This window comes from Geobacillus thermoleovorans, from assembly GCF_001610955.1.
GTDB classification, from domain to species: domain Bacteria; phylum Bacillota; class Bacilli; order Bacillales; family Anoxybacillaceae; genus Geobacillus; species Geobacillus thermoleovorans.
Genome location: NZ_CP014335.1, coordinates 189,789 through 203,473, shown reverse-complemented (window position 1 = coordinate 203,473; position 13,685 = coordinate 189,789). Strand labels below are relative to the sequence as shown.

The window sequence follows — 13,685 nt, the reverse complement described above, 5'->3', positions numbered from 1 at the left end:
GCTCTCACCTCTTTTCTTTTTTGAACGTGTACGTGATCGTCTGCTTTTCTTGATGTCGTTCCAATGCGAGCGCGATAAGCCGTTCAATCAGCTCCGGGTACGGCACACCGCTGTGCTGCCAAAGAAGCGGGAACATGCTGTATGGCGTAAAGCCTGGCATCGTGTTCACTTCGTTGATATAAACAGCGCCATCTTCGGCGAGGAAAAAATCGACGCGCGCAAGTCCAGACAAATCCAGCGCCTGAAACGCCGTAATGGCCATTTGTTTGATCGTCTCATACTGTTCTTTCGTTACGTCCGCTGGGATGATCAATTCGGTTTGCCCGTCTTCGTATTTCGCTTCATAGTCGTAAAATTCCTTTTTGGGAACAATTTCGCCAACGACCGAACAAATCGGCTCATCATTTCCGATCACGCCGATTTCAATTTCGCGGCCGACAATCGCCTCTTCAATAATAATTTTTCGGTCATACTGAAATGCCTCGATAAATGCGGCTTTTAAATCGCCGCGCTGCTTGCATTTGGAAATGCCGACGCTCGAACCGGCGTTGGCTGGCTTGACAAAGCACGGGTAGCCAAGCTCTCGTTCGATCCGGTCATACACCGTCTCGCCTCTTTTTTGCCAATCGTACTTCGTCACGGCGATATATTTTGCTTGGCGCAACCCGGCCTGCGCAAACAAGTTTTTCATCATCACCTTATCCATGCCGACCGCGGAAGCAAGCACCCCGTTGCCGACATACGGAATGTTCAATATCTCAAGCAACCCTTGCACCGTTCCGTCTTCGCCGTTCGGCCCATGCAAAAGCGGGAAAATGACATCGATCGTTTCCTCGTTTCCTCCCGCAGCCGAATCGGCAGCCGGAACTTGGTTCAAGGAAACCGGAATCAAGGCGGTCGCCGCCGAAGTGAATTGCAGCTGCTTGATTTCCTCGATCGGTCCGGTCAACTGTTCGCCCTTGATCCATTGACCTTCCGGTGTAATATAAATCGGAATGACATCGAATTTATGAGGATCAATGGCGTTCATCACCGCCATCGCCGTCGACAACGATACTTGGTGCTCCGGTGATTTGCCGCCGTATAACACGCCAACTTTCGTTTTCATCATCGTTCCTCCTCTTTCCTTGGCCATCGTTCCTATTGTAACACGTTTCGCGCCCAACGGTCTGATATTTTATATGTACGATGCAGGTTGTTTCGCCACCCCCCATAAGCGATAAGGAACAAAAAAGTGAGGGTGTTTCCAAAGGTGGTTCTTCTTTCAACAAAGCACAACATATCGTTTTCCAGCATTTGTTTTACACGTATATACAGGAATAAGAAAAGGTGCCCCGACCGTTTTGGGACACCTTCTGTCGCTACGGATGCAACACGCGCCAAGCCATGCGTTGCGGCATGGCCGCTACCACTTCGGCGAGCGCTTCTTGCCCCGTTTTTTCCACGCCGGCAAAATAATCGGACACACGGCGGAAAAACCGGTTTTTCTCCACGTCATCCATCAACAAGCGAAGCATGTGCTGCTCGCCGCTTTCTGGCCCGACCAAATGATAAATGAGACCATTTTGCTGTAAATATTGCAAATTGATGCGCTCCTGCCCAGGCAAGCAATCGATCGTAAAAATCGGAATGCGCTTATGAAGCAACTCGCTGACCGTCACCCCGCCTGGTTTCGTAATGACGGCATCCGCCTCTTCATACAGCCGATTCATCTCTTCCGGGTCAGCGATGTATGGAAGCGGCCGGATATGAGGCAGCTGCCAGCTGGCGATTTCCTCGTACAGCTGGCGATTGGCGCCGCACAGCACCGAATAGCGGAACAACGTTGACGTGCGGGCCGCCCGCAAAAACGCCAGCATATTGCCAAGCCCTTGGTTTCCACCGGCGACAAGCACATGAGCAGGCTGCCGCTTGCGTCTCGCTTCCGACCGATTCATAAACACATCGTGCACTGGGATGCCAGTGACGATGATGCGTCCTTTGTCAACCCCGTACTTCGTGATCAGCTCCCATTTCGCCTCTTGATGGGGAACAAAATGATAGTCAATAAACCGTTTCCCCCAGATGCTGTTCATAAAAAAGTCGGTGTAGACATTGACAACTGGAACCGTCAGCACCCGTTTTCGCTTCAGCCGCTGCAAAATGCGCGACGGAAACGAATGGGTGCAGACGATTAAATCCGGCCGTTCTTCTTCCACCATCTTTTTCATTTTGCTTTCAAAATAAGGCAGCCATGGCTCAAACGAAATGAACTCAAACCGGGGCGGCTCTTGGTACATCAGCGTTTTGTACACACGGTGGTACGAAGCAGGATGCGAGCGAATCCAGCGCAAGTAGGCCTCTGACACCATTTTTTCCATCAGTTCATTGCAATAGCTCAAAAAATCGATCTTTTTGCTTTCGACCGCCGGAAACTGGCGGCGCAAAAAATCCATCAACGTATCGGCTACTTTATGGTGTCCCGTATTCATTTGAAACAGCGGCAAAAACAATACTTTCATCATCGATCGCACCCTTTAGCTTTCGAAAGATTTTTTGCGCCTCCGCTGCCCAACCCATGCCGCAAGCAAAAAAAGCAAAAACAACGCCAAACCGGCAAGCGGAAAAGAAATCAGGGGGATATGGATGCGCTGGCCGAGCCAAAGCCCCGCCGCGGTCAACGGAACTGCCCAACCTGCCGTTCCAAGCGCCGACAGCAACAAAAACGGCCCGAACGGAAACCGGCTCACTCCCGCCATATACGGGCAAATTTGCCGCACCCCGGGAGCATAGCAGCCGAACAAAATCCCCCATTTGCCATAGCGGCCAAACCAGCGGCGAGCCCGCTCCCAACGTTCAGCCGTAATTCCGACGCACTTGCCGTACTTTTGCACAAACGGCGCCCCCCACCACCGGCCGGCGCCGTATGCCGTCACCATGCCGGCCATCGCCCCGCCCCAGCATGAAGCGAGCGACGGTCCAAGCAGCAACTGCTCCTTGGCAACCATCACGCCGACCAAAAAGAGCAAGCTTTCCTCCGGCGCCGGAATGCCGACAATGCCGCAAAACAAAAATAAAAACAGCATCACATATCCATATGACTGGACATACGGCAACCATACGCTTGTATCCATAGCTCCCCCGCTACATCGCCGAGATTTGTGTATTAGTTTGCACATTTCTCAGTTCCGTAATCGTCACCCAACGCATCTTTTTCGCTGCTTCATCCTTAAACAGCAGCTCGAGCGCTGACAACATTTGCTCTGGCGCGCGTTTGTCAGCACCTAACGCATCCCCATTGTCATGAAGCACAATCACCGCCCCGCCGCGTATGGACGAACGCAAGCGGCGGAACAATTCCATTGTACCAATTTTTTCGTTCCAATCGCCAAGAATATGCGACCATAACACCGTTGTATACCGCTTTTGCACGATCGGCGTCCAAGCGTTAAAATGCCCCCACGGCGGGCGGTAATACACCGGGCGTTGGCCCGTCGCCCGCTCAATCGCCGCAGCGGCGCGGCGCACCCCCCAATCCAACCAAATCGGCGGCAACAGCCAATTGCTGATGTGGCGGTAATTATGAATCCCAATTTCATGGCCTTCTTCGGCCATCCGCCGCACAATATCCGGATAGCGCTCGACTTTGCGGCCGACAACGAAAAACGTCGCCTTCACGCCATATTTCTTTAATAAATCAAGCAACTTTGGCGTATAATACGGGTCGGGGCCGTCATCAAACGTCAGCGCCAGACAATCGGATGCCGTCCCCTCCCGAAACAAACGCACCCGCTTTTTGCGAATGATGATCGTCGGTACAATGCCATAAATGGCAATTCCCACAATGAAACAAACGAACAGCCAAACCCACATGGCATTCACCTCTTGATTGTACTTTACCAATATTTCTTCTCTCTGAAAATAGAAAAATGAACTTTCTGTATTCGAGATCATCACGCTGCAGATGTTTTATCATATAACAAACAAATGAGAAATCGAAAAGAAAATCATGAAAATTTCATGCAGACCGTCCAGTTTTCTTACTATACGAAAAACGCCACCGCTTGGTTTCCTCCCGAAGCTAGGTGGAATCTGCTATAATACATAACGATACACGAGCGATTAAAAAAAGACAGGTGATCCGCATTGCGAAAAAAAATCATCTTAACCGGCGGCGGCACAGCCGGCCACGTGATGGTCAACGTCGCCCTCATCCCGAAATTGAAAGAGCTGGGATGGGATATCGTTTACATCGGATCTCATCAAGGGATTGAACGGGAGATTATCGGCCGCATCGACGGCGTCCCGTACTATTCGGTTTCGACCGGAAAACTGCGCCGCTATTTTGACTGGAAAAACTTTAAAGATCCATTCAATGTGCTGAAAGGCGTTTGGCAGGCGTACCGCCTGATCCAAAAAGAAAAACCGGACGTCGTCTTCTCAAAAGGCGGATTCGTCTCCGTTCCCGTCATTCTCGGCGCTTGGCTGAACGGTGTGCCGTCGGTGATCCATGAATCTGACTTAACCCCGGGGCTTGCGAACAAAATCGCTATGCCGTTTGCGACAAAAATCTGCCTCACCTTCCCGGAAACGAAGCAATACGTCAATGCCGATAAAGCCGTCTACGTCGGCGCCGTCGTCCGCGAAGAGTTGAAGGATGGCAACGCCGAACAAGGGAGGAAGATGTGCCAGTTCGACGGAAAAAAACCGGTCTTGCTGGCGATGGGCGGCAGCTTAGGCTCGAAAAAAATTAACGACGCCTTGCGCGCCAACCTATCGACGCTTCTTGCCGAATTTGACATCATCCACATTTGCGGCAAAGGAAACATCGACCCGAGCCTCGCAGGCCAAAAAGGATACAAACAGTTCGAATACGTCAATGAAGAGCTGCCCCACTTACTCGCCTTGGCCGACATCGTCGTCTCCCGCGCCGGGGCGAACGCCATTTTCGAACTGCTCTCCTTGCGCAAGCCGATGCTGCTCATCCCGCTCTCGAAAGCGGCAAGCCGCGGCGACCAAATTGCAAACGCTCGTTCGTTTGAAAAAGCAGGCTATGCGGAAGTGCTGATGGAAGAGGATTTAACGAACGAATCGCTGCAAGCCGCCATTCACCGCCTATATGAAAACAAAGACCGCTACCAAAAAAACATGGAGAAAGCCGGCGCGAGCGATCCGCTGCAAACGCTGCTTGCAATCATTCAAGACACCGCCCGTTTGTAAAAACAGGCGATGCCCGATGCGGCCAACCACGGCCGTTTTTCGGCATCGCCTCGTTTTGTTTTCATCACCACACAACGAGCCTTCTCCTTTACACCGGCTCAAGCCGATAACGGTTGATACGGAACACATGGTCGCACAAGAGATCGATATCTTCATGATGTTGTACTGGAATTGTGATGCTGGCTCAGTCTTAGCACTCAGCTAGCACTACGGGTTATTTTTATTCAAATTTTTTCTCTTTCCATTTCCTTCCCCCAACCAGAAAACCGCCCGGCGGAACAACCCCGCCAGGCGGCACGACTAGAAGTATAAGAAATAAATGACAACGGCCAGCACGATCCGATACACCGCAAACGGCACGAGGCGGATGCGGTTGATGAGCTCAAGGAAAAAGCGGATCGCGAGCAAGGCGAAGACAAAGGCGCTAAAAAAACCGGCGATGAAAAACGGGATATCGGCGGCGGTGACATATTGCCAGTTTTTCAACAGCGACAGCCCGCTCGCCCCAGCCATGATCGGAACAGCCATAATGAACGTGAAATCGGCGGCGGCGCGATGGCTCATGCCGACAAGCACCCCGCCAGAGATCGTCGAGCCGGAGCGGGAAAAGCCGGGCCACAAGGATAAACATTGCATCAAACCAACAAAAAACGCCTGCTTGTACGTAATTTGGTCGACCGTCTGCGTCCGCGCGGCTTTTTTGGCGAATTTGTCGGCGGCGATCATCAACAACGCGCCGAGCACAAGGCCGATCAGCACCGTTTTTGTCGAAAACAAATGTTCATCGATGTAATCTTCAAACAAGACGCCGAGCACCCCAGCCGGCAGCAGGCCAATGATGACGTGAATGAGGTTAAGGCGCGGATGTCCGCCCGGATGGCGGCCGCGAACGCCAAGCAAGTCGAGAAATCGGTCTTTAAACACGACCACAGCGGCTAAAATCGAGCCGAGCTGAATGACGACTTTAAATGTATTCGCCGCGTACTTGCCTAAAAACTCTGTGGATTTCAGCCAAAGATCGTCGACAATAATCATATGGCCGGTCGAGGAAACAGGGGCGAACTCGGTCAGCCCTTCGACCATTCCTAAAATGATCGCCTTCCATAATTCCATCCAGTGCATGTCCTTCCATCCTTTCTGCGCGGGGTCGTCCTTTCTATACATATGGGCCAAGCGGGTGGAATAACACTCCGCTTTTGGCCGCGCCTGCTCTATTGTACTACAAATCTTTGTCTTGTACTACCCGCGCTTTTTCTAGGCAGCGACCTTGTTTTCGAGACAGAATCATCGACTTCCTGTTGCTAGTCAATGGGACGGGCCGGACGCTTCCCCTAACTCCCCGCGCCGCTCTAAGTAATGATACAAAGCGCCGAGCAAGTTCGCATCGTTTTTGAATTGGCACGTCTCCACCACCGGCTGGACTTTGGCAATTGGAACGAGCGACAATAACACCGAAAGCCGCTTGTTGATTTCGTCGACGAAATCGGGGCGGCTGCTAATGGCCCCGCCCAAAATGATTTTTTCCGGGTCGTATGCGTACTGCAAGTTAAAAATCCCTTGGGCCAATGAAAAATAAAACCGGTCAATGGCCTTTTGCGCGGCTTCATCGCCTCTCTCGGCCAACGCAAATACTTTTTCTCCGTCCAGCTCCCTCTCCGGCATCCCCTTTTCCTCAGCCGCCATCCGGATCAGCGCACTTGTCGCCGCCAGTTCGCTCCATGTTTTGCATTCGATCCTTCCGTTCCCATAGCGGACATCCATCAACATATAGCCAAATTCCCCGCCGTGCAAATGCGCCCCTTTATGGATGCGTCCGTCTTTCACGATCGCCCCGCCAATGCCGGTGCCGACAATGACAAAGGCGATGTCGCGGCAGTGCCGCCCCGCTCCTTTCCATAATTCACCGAGCGCTGCGCAGTTCGCGTCATTTTCCAGTTCCACCGGCAGGCCCGTCGCTCCGCCGAATACTTCTTTAAAGTTTGGGCCGTGAATGCACGGCAATGCGCTGCTTCCGCCGATGATGCCAAGATCGCTGTCAACGCTTCCTGCGGAACTGATCGCGATGCCGGAAAGTTCATAGTTCGCCTGCGCCTGGCGGACGGCGTTAAGCAAGTCATCGCGAAATTGATGAAAGTCATGCCGCTCCGAACGGTAACGCCCCTTTTCGAAAAAGTCGCCATGCTCGTTCATGACGGCATGTTTGACATATGTGCCGCCAATATCAAAAACGATATAGTAACGCACCGATGACGCCTCCTTCGTTTATGATCTTTCCTCTCTTCTAGCTCCATTAGGCTTAGCTGTTTCTCCGCTTTTATGTATTCGCCGTCGGTCCATCCGCTCCTCCCCGCCGCAATGAAAGAGGCCGCTCCACTTGGCGGGAGCGGCTCGTTTCTGTTATCGTTCATATCCCATCGACAACGCTTTTTGCGCGTTGCGGACGTCGTTGTGAAGGAGCTGGACAAGATCGTACGCTGGATAATAACTGCGTTCATACATATAGTTGAACGCTTTTTCGTGCGTGTCAATGGCTTTGAGCAGATGTTTGACAAACGTTTTGCGCAGCACCGGCGTCGCCGCCTCGGTAATGGCAGCAGCATAATTACGCACTGCCGTTTTTGAAAAGCCAAGCAAATCGCCAGCGTGCAAGGCCCGGTCGCCATCATCATGGACGCGGCTTTCTTCCATCATCGGTGCCGCCGGGATGAAGGCAAGCAGCTCGCGCAAGTTCGTTTCCAATCCTTGAATCGTTTCCGTATAAAGCCCTTTCAACTCAGGACAGTCGATCTTGCCGACAGCCCTTTTCATTTTCATTAACGCGTTGGCCTGAAAAGCGATCAATTCATGCAGCTCCAACGTTTCATGCCATGCCAAATGGCGATGGCCGTGCATTTGCCCATGCATATGGTTCATCACGCTTCCCCCTTGTTTTTTATCAGTTCATTTCCATTTACTGTTATATGCCTATAAAAAGGAAACGGTCACCATTGTACGGGCCTTCCGTATCGGCAAAAAAGGCGTCCCGCCTCAGGCGAAACGCCTTCCTCCATCCTGTTTACAGCCAATCCCCGCCATCAAATCCATCGCCGCCGTCAAACCAGTCATCGACATCCAGACCGTCAGCCACATCATCAACGGCATCGTCGAGCAGCTCCTCCGCTACCATTCCCGCCAGCATCCCGGCCGCAAACCCACCAATGGCACCAGCCCACCCGTGTCCGCCATGATGCGAATGATGGACGGGTGGATAATGGCCTACTGGATGGCTATAGATTGGCGAATGCGGCGTTGCCAATGGATGCCCGCTCAGCTGGCCGAACGCCCCGGCCGCCCGCACCGCCTCTTCAATGGCTTCTCGAAGCAGACGGGCTGCCGTCGCCGAATCGCGAAGCTGTTCATGAGTGATCAACAGCTCCCGTTTCATTTCGCGTTCCCCGCCAAAGCCGTGGCGGACGTCGATCTCCATATACAAACGCACCCCTTCTCCCTCGACGAGGGCAAAAAACTCGACTTCTTGGACGATCCCTTGAAATTCGCTCGTCGGGAAGAACGCAAATTCCTGGCCATGCGGCGTAATGCTCCCAGATGTCGCTTTCTCCCGGAATCCCAGGGCGGCCAAAGCGGAAAACACTTGCTCCAAGGCCGTCGGCGGCAAAATGTGAATGGCGTCTTGGTCATATGCATCCGCCCCATCGGCAATATCGAGCCGGGTGACGAACGTATAACGGACCGTTGGGCGGCTGATCGGCAAATGGAGCGGCAGTGCGTACGAAAACGGGAGCACTTTCCGCTCACCGGGCTGAATCGTAAACGAGGAAGCGACCGGGATCACCGCTGCGGTTCGGCGATATGCCTTTCCTTCCGCGTGCACCTCCAATTGCAATACGACATCTAGGTTCCGAATGTGTTGGGCGACCGAACCACCTTCCAGCAAAAATTCCCCTTCCAACGTTTCACCAAGGCGCACATGAGGGCGATGCAGCACGAGATCCACTTTGGCAGCGCCAATGCCGAATTTCGATAAAAACTTTTTCCACATCGGACCTCTCTCCTTTTTCATCAACCTATTTTCACATTTGAATTACGAACGAGCCGCCAAAATGGTGTCACCGAAATAATTTGATCAACCCTAGGACAATCAACACAACCCCAGGCAGCATTGTCGCCTTTTTCATGATTCCCGTTTTCGACACCATGTACCCCAACGATAAGCCGACTCGGATGAACATGAGAGTAAATACGCCAACCAACAGGGAAAACGAAAGCGGCGGGAAATGCAAAAGCGACGAACTGATCCCGGCGCCAAATGAATCCATCGACAAAGCGATCCCGATCAACAACGCTTCTTTTTGGCTGATCGTGCCTGAACGATCAAGATCCCCAAGTTCAGGCCGTTTCAATACTTGAACAGCGCCGCTGAATCGGTTAGCCTCCCCTGTTCCATCACATTCCATAGAGGAATCGCTTCCGTCTCCCTTTGGCTTATAGACGTTATAAATCGCCCAACCGCCAAGCGCCATGAGAATGACCGAAGCAAGCCCTCTCTCAACTTGCAATGGCAAAACAAGCGCCAACAGACGGCCGATGTTCATAGACACAAACACCATCATTCCAGACATGCATGCAATAAGCGCCAACGAAAAGCAGGAAAAACGGACACCACCCATTCCATACGTAATGCCTACGCTCAAGCTGTCCATGCTCACGCTGAAAGCGAGCAAAATCATGGACACCCATAACCACATAGGAATCCCCCCTGCGGTACGATATGCAATTTCGTACGGAGAGGGGACTTTTTTGCCATTCGACACGCATCGATTTCCGGGGAAATGTTTCCCCTTTTCTCGACATTATTCCCGCAAATGATACGGCAATGTCGCAATAACGACATCTTTTTTCATAATCAGAAAAAAGCGTAAAATGATTGCGGTTTGGTTATGCAAAAACGTATGCCACCATTTTTTCACAATAAATTGTGGCAAGAGTACTGTCACCGGCGCGCGGTCTGCTTCTTTTTCCGCTTTCGTGATGTATTCTAACAATGGCGACAAAATGGTTCGGTACGGTGAATAGATGACTTTCAACGGAATGTCCGGATAAAACTTCTCCCACTTTTGCCGCAGCTTTTGTTCGTCTTTTTCGTCGAAAATAATCGACAGTGCCGTAATGTCGTCGGAAATGCTGCGAGCGTACTGAACGGATTGGGCGACAACTTTGCTGACGCCGGAAATGGGAATAATGACTTTTGGTTTCAACAGTTTCCCGCGCTGTTGCCACTCCCGTTCGTCAAGCCGCAATTGCTCGCCAAGTTTTTTGTAATGCTCGTGAATTCGGATGAACATCCAGACGAACAACGGAATCGCCACGATGACGATCCAGGCCCCCTGCGTAAATTTAGCGATCATCGTGACGAGCGTGACGATCCCGGTGACCACCGCTCCCGTTCCGACGGTGAGCAGCACGCCGAATTTCCGTCCTTCTTCCCGATTCCATAATTTTTTAATCAACCCACTCTGGCCGATCGTAAAGGAAAGAAAGACGCCAACCGCATAAAGCGGGATGAGCGAATGGGTTTTGGCATGAAACGCGATGATCAATGCGATCGCCAGCACGCTCAACAATATAATGCCATTGGAAAACACAAGGCGATCGCCCCGTGCCGCCAAGCTTCTCGGCAAAAAACCGTCCTTCGCCATAATCGACGTCAACTGCGGAAACCCGGCAAAACTCGTATTCGCCGCGAGCACTAAAATGACCATCGTCGCCAGCTGAAACAAGTAAAACAAAAGACCATTCCCAAACACATGGCGTCCGATTTGCGAAATGACCGTTTGATGCTCGGTCGGAGTAACGCCGAATCCCGCCGCCAACACGGTGATGCCTAAAAACATCACGCCAAGCAATGTGGACATCCATCCCATCGTAATGGCGGCGTTTTTTGAACTGTCTGGCCGGAACGCCGGCACGCCGTTGCTGATCGCTTCGACCCCAGTCATCGCCGAACATCCCGATGAAAAGGCGCGCAGCAAAATAAACAAACTGTAACCGGACGCAAACATGTGAGCTGTGGAAGCATGCTCATGCATCGTAAACCCATGCCATCCTTCCTGCCACAACTGCCACCCGCCGACAGCGATCATCACAAGAACGAAGCCAATGAACACATACGTCGGGTAGGCGAAAACCGTTGCGGATTCGGTAATGCCGCGTAAATTGAGCACCATTAAAAGCAAGACAAGAGCGACAGCGAGCTCCACTTTCCACGGCAGCAGCCCCGGAAACGCCGATGTCAGCGCGGCGACGCCGGAGCTGATGCTGACGGCGACAGTTAAAATATAATCGATCATCAGCGCCGCCCCGGCCACTAAACTAATTTTCGTCCCCAAATGGTCGCGGGCGACGACATACGCCCCGCCGCCGGACGGAAACGCGTAAATGATTTGCCGATACGACAAGGTCACTAACAAAAGCAATACTAAAATCGCCACCGCGATCGGCAGCGAATAGAAAAAGACGCTTGTCCCTAATAAAGCAAGCACAAGCAAAATTTCTTCCGTCGCGTAAGCCACCGATGACAGCGCATCGGAAGAAAAAACGGCCAACGCTTTCCATTTCGGCAATTTTTCATGTTTGAGCCGTTTTGTCTCCATCGGTTTCCCAATCAACAAACGTTTTAACGAAGCCATGCTTCCGTTCCTCCCAAAGCATATTCGAGTTGATTCAAAAAGAAAAAACCGCTGAGGACGCGCTCAACGGCTACGTTTGGTTCAAAACCATACTCGTCCCTCCCCAAAGCGCTTGCGAGGTTAGCTGTCGGGTTCGGGCTTGGAGAGATGCCCGTCCTTTCGGATTCACCCCTAGCAACGAGCGTTGCAACAAGTGGGTCCCCCGCTCCATGACGGATTCAGCGCTAAATATTCAGTTGTTTCTGCTTCCATATATTACTCCTCCCCCTTTTCTCCGTAAACAGTGAAAAAGCGGAAAAAACAACGATTTTCTCTGCCTTTGAGCCGCTTTTTCGCATAAACCGTCCTTATCTTTATGCTTTCTTTCTTTTTCCTGTCTTGCCTCTATCCAATCATAATTTTCCCTTTCGGATAGCGGAACGGATCAGGCTGACGGCGCAGCGTGACCGCGTACGCGATCGTCAGCGGACCGACGCGGCCGGCAAACATCGTCAAGATAATGACCGCCTTTCCGAGCGGAGACAATTCAGGGGTTAATCCCATCGATAGTCCAACAGTCCCAAACGCCGATGTCGCTTCGAATAAAATCATGAAAAAGTCTTTTCCCTTTTCGGTAATCGTCAACACCATCGTCACAAGCATGACGACAAACAATCCGCTCATGGTCACGGTCAGCGACTTGTATACCGTATCGTAGACGATTCGTTTTCGGAACAAAATGACGTCTTCCTTCCCGCGGATTTGCGACCAAACCGCGCCGAGCAAGGTCGTAAATGTCGTTGTTTTGATTCCTCCGCCCGTCGAACCCGGGGAAGCGCCGACAAACATGAGAAAAACGATCAAAAACAGCGTCGGTTGCGTCAAATCCGGGATGTTAAGCGTATTCGAGCCCGCCGTTCTCGGAGTGACCGCTTGGTAAAACGCGGACAAAAACTTGCCTGAGAGCGACAGCGGCCCCATCGTCTTCGGATTGTTCCACTCCAGCAGCAATATCAGCGCCATGCTGGCAAACACCAGCCATGCCGTCGTGATGACCACCACCTTCGTATGAAGAGACAGCCGCCGTGTTTGCCGGTACTCATACACTTCATTCATGACAATAAATCCGATGCCGCCCAGTATAATTAAAATCGGCACGACAAGGCTCACGACCGGATCTTCCACATAGCCGGTCAAACTGCGAAACTCGCCCATCAAGTCAAAGCCGGCGTTGTTAAAGTTGGAAATCGCATGAAAGAACCCAAAGTACACGGCTTTCCAAAACGGCATATCGAACGAGAAACGAATCGCCAACAGCAATCCGCCGATGCCCTCAATGACGACGGTAAAAACGAGAATGCGTTTCACGAGCCGAACAATCCCTTCGATGCTCAGCTGATTGAGCGCCTCTTGCAGCAACAACCGCTCTTTCAAGGAAATCCGCTTGCCGAGCAAAAAGGCAAACAACGTAGCAAATGTCATAAATCCAAGCCCGCCCACTTGGATCAGCGCTAAAATGACCAGCTGGCCGAACAACGTGAACGTCGTCCCCGTATCAACCACAACAAGTCCGGTCACGCACGTAGCAGATGTCGCCGTAAACAAGGCGTCTAAAAACGGAAGTCCTTTTCCGTCAACGGTCGCCGTCGGCAGCATCAACAAGAAAGCTCCAACCAAAATAATCAAGGCAAAGCCGGACACTAATACTTTCGGCGGATCGAAAAATTTACGGTTCGCATTCAAAGCCCCATCCCTTCCCCCTCGCTCACATAATCGCCTCTTTATAGTTGTGGATGATGCATAGAAAAAATATACCAAAAA

12 protein-coding genes and 1 riboswitch are annotated in these 13,685 nt (G+C 51.8%); of the genes, 1 reads left to right on the top strand and 11 read right to left on the bottom strand.

The features are described 5' to 3' along the window. Nucleotides 1-4: 4 nt before the first annotated feature. The 4 genes from GT3570_RS01135 to GT3570_RS01120 form a co-directional block, all read right to left on the bottom strand. Nucleotides 5-1,108 (bottom strand): D-alanine--D-alanine ligase, encoded by a 1,104-nt coding sequence (locus GT3570_RS01135; RefSeq protein ID WP_033024531.1) that lies wholly within the window; start codon nt 1,106-1,108, stop codon nt 5-7. Nucleotides 1,109-1,361: 253 nt separating this feature from the next. Then, nucleotides 1,362-2,504, bottom strand: coding sequence for an MGDG synthase family glycosyltransferase (locus tag GT3570_RS01130; protein ID WP_023633370.1), 1,143 nt, complete (start codon nt 2,502-2,504; stop codon nt 1,362-1,364). Between the two features lie 12 nt (nt 2,505-2,516). After that, entirely contained in the window at nt 2,517-3,113 is a 597-nt protein-coding gene (locus GT3570_RS01125; RefSeq protein ID WP_013522795.1) for a DedA family protein, read from the bottom strand. Nucleotides 3,114-3,123: 10 nt separating this feature from the next. Further along, nucleotides 3,124-3,852 carry a polysaccharide deacetylase family protein gene (locus GT3570_RS01120; protein ID WP_014194676.1) on the bottom strand — a complete coding sequence of 243 codons (729 nt, stop codon included), beginning with the start codon at nt 3,850-3,852 and terminating at the stop codon, nt 3,124-3,126. 273 nt (nt 3,853-4,125) lie between these two features. Here GT3570_RS01120 and GT3570_RS01115 point away from each other — a divergent pair, with 273 nt between their 5' ends. After that, a complete protein-coding gene (locus GT3570_RS01115; RefSeq protein WP_023633371.1) occupies nt 4,126-5,199 on the top strand; it encodes an undecaprenyldiphospho-muramoylpentapeptide beta-N-acetylglucosaminyltransferase in 1,074 nt (357 codons plus the stop codon). A 300-nt stretch (nt 5,200-5,499) separates the two neighbouring features. Here GT3570_RS01115 and GT3570_RS01110 read toward each other — a convergent pair whose 3' ends face one another. The 7 genes from GT3570_RS01110 to GT3570_RS01080 form a co-directional block, all read right to left on the bottom strand. Next, entirely contained in the window at nt 5,500-6,321 is an 822-nt protein-coding gene (locus tag GT3570_RS01110; protein WP_013144033.1) for an undecaprenyl-diphosphate phosphatase, read from the bottom strand. A 183-nt stretch (nt 6,322-6,504) separates the two neighbouring features. Further along, entirely contained in the window at nt 6,505-7,443 is a 939-nt protein-coding gene (locus tag GT3570_RS01105) for an ROK family protein (protein ID WP_011229727.1), read from the bottom strand. Nucleotides 7,444-7,596: 153 nt separating this feature from the next. Then, on the bottom strand, nt 7,597-8,103 hold the full coding sequence (locus tag GT3570_RS01100) for a spore coat protein (protein ID WP_082816493.1): 507 nt from the start codon (nt 8,101-8,103) through the stop codon (nt 7,597-7,599). A gap of 151 nt (nt 8,104-8,254) precedes the next feature. Further along, nucleotides 8,255-9,238 carry a sporulation protein gene (locus GT3570_RS01095; RefSeq protein ID WP_062898315.1) on the bottom strand — a complete coding sequence of 328 codons (984 nt, stop codon included), beginning with the start codon at nt 9,236-9,238 and terminating at the stop codon, nt 8,255-8,257. A gap of 67 nt (nt 9,239-9,305) precedes the next feature. Further along, nucleotides 9,306-9,944 carry a sporulation membrane protein YtaF gene (ytaF, locus tag GT3570_RS01090; RefSeq protein WP_011229724.1) on the bottom strand — a complete coding sequence of 213 codons (639 nt, stop codon included), beginning with the start codon at nt 9,942-9,944 and terminating at the stop codon, nt 9,306-9,308. 105 nt (nt 9,945-10,049) lie between these two features. Beyond that, complete coding sequence (locus GT3570_RS01085) at nt 10,050-11,885, bottom strand: APC family permease (RefSeq protein ID WP_011229723.1); 1,836 nt, start codon at nt 11,883-11,885, stop codon at nt 10,050-10,052. 94 nt (nt 11,886-11,979) lie between these two features. Continuing rightward, nucleotides 11,980-12,119, bottom strand: a riboswitch (cyclic di-AMP (ydaO/yuaA leader). A gap of 150 nt (nt 12,120-12,269) precedes the next feature. Next, nucleotides 12,270-13,607 carry a TrkH family potassium uptake protein gene (locus GT3570_RS01080; RefSeq protein ID WP_062898314.1) on the bottom strand — a complete coding sequence of 446 codons (1,338 nt, stop codon included), beginning with the start codon at nt 13,605-13,607 and terminating at the stop codon, nt 12,270-12,272. Nucleotides 13,608-13,685: the final 78 nt, after the last annotated feature.

Coding starts and splice junctions, on each gene's coding strand:
- GT3570_RS01135 (WP_033024531.1), bottom strand. CDS start 1,108: ATGAAAACGAAAGTTGGCGTGTTATACGGCGGCAAATCACCGGAGCAC.
- GT3570_RS01130 (WP_023633370.1), bottom strand. CDS start 2,504: ATGATGAAAGTATTGTTTTTGCCGCTGTTTCAAATGAATACGGGACAC.
- GT3570_RS01125 (WP_013522795.1), bottom strand. CDS start 3,113: ATGGATACAAGCGTATGGTTGCCGTATGTCCAGTCATATGGATATGTG.
- GT3570_RS01120 (WP_014194676.1), bottom strand. CDS start 3,852: ATGTGGGTTTGGCTGTTCGTTTGTTTCATTGTGGGAATTGCCATTTAT.
- GT3570_RS01110 (WP_013144033.1), bottom strand. CDS start 6,321: ATGCACTGGATGGAATTATGGAAGGCGATCATTTTAGGAATGGTCGAA.
- GT3570_RS01100 (WP_082816493.1), bottom strand. CDS start 8,103: ATGCATGGGCAAATGCACGGCCATCGCCATTTGGCATGGCATGAAACG.
- GT3570_RS01095 (WP_062898315.1), bottom strand. CDS start 9,238: ATGTGGAAAAAGTTTTTATCGAAATTCGGCATTGGCGCTGCCAAAGTG.
- ytaF (WP_011229724.1), bottom strand. CDS start 9,944: ATGTGGTTATGGGTGTCCATGATTTTGCTCGCTTTCAGCGTGAGCATG.
- GT3570_RS01085 (WP_011229723.1), bottom strand. CDS start 11,885: ATGGCTTCGTTAAAACGTTTGTTGATTGGGAAACCGATGGAGACAAAA.